This window comes from Bradyrhizobium sp. SHOUNA76 (assembly GCF_023006445.1).
GTDB lineage: Bacteria > Pseudomonadota > Alphaproteobacteria > Rhizobiales > Xanthobacteraceae > Bradyrhizobium.
Map to the genome: position 1 here is coordinate 1 of NZ_JALBHA010001044.1, position 706 is coordinate 706.

Here is a 706-nt window from a genome sequence, read left to right on the forward strand (position 1 = left end):
CCGGGAGCGCCGGTGACCGGGGTTGCGGCACCTGCGGCTGCGGTCGGAAGTGCGCTGAGCGAGGCGATCGGATTGGTCCCGGACGAGGACGTCGCGATGCCCGCGCCGGGGGAGATCTGGCCCGCCGAATTGTCGAGCGAGGAAGTGCTGGTCGCGCTCTGGCTGAACAGGATCTCGTTCAGCAGCGCCACCACCGCCTTGGAGTTGCCGTAGCGCAGCGGGTAGGATTTCAGATTCACGCCGTCCGTGTCGGAGCGGTCGAGCCGCGCGATCCAGGTCTGCGCGCGCTTGAGATATTCCGGCTTCTGGCTGACGACCAGAATTGAATTGAGGCGCCCGATCGGCTGGAATTTCACCACGTTCTGTCCCATGCCGCCTTCGCCCGAATCCATGATCTTTTCGATCTCGGAGATGAGCGGCTCGGGCGTGGAGTTCCGCACCGGGAAGATGCCGACCGATTGCCCTCGCATCCAGTCGGCGTCGAAGGAGAGAATGGTGTCGACCGCGGTCGCCCGGTCGGTGCCGCTGCCGCTGACAATTAAGGTGTTGCGGGCGCTGTCGGGACGCATGGTCTGGGCCTTCACGCCGAAGGCATCGAGCAGCTTGAAGATGTTCTGGGCCGAGACATAGCGCAGGGGCACCACGGTGATGCCTTGGCCGGCGGCGGCGTTCAGCGAGCGGTCGATGCCGCCCGGGCCGGCTTCCG

At 66.0% G+C, this 706-nt stretch carries 1 protein-coding gene; it reads right to left on the minus strand.

Annotated features, from left to right (window positions below):
- Positions 1 to 706: secretin N-terminal domain-containing protein (locus MOV74_RS39595; RefSeq protein WP_309486896.1), on the minus strand; the 706-nt coding region annotated here is incomplete at both ends.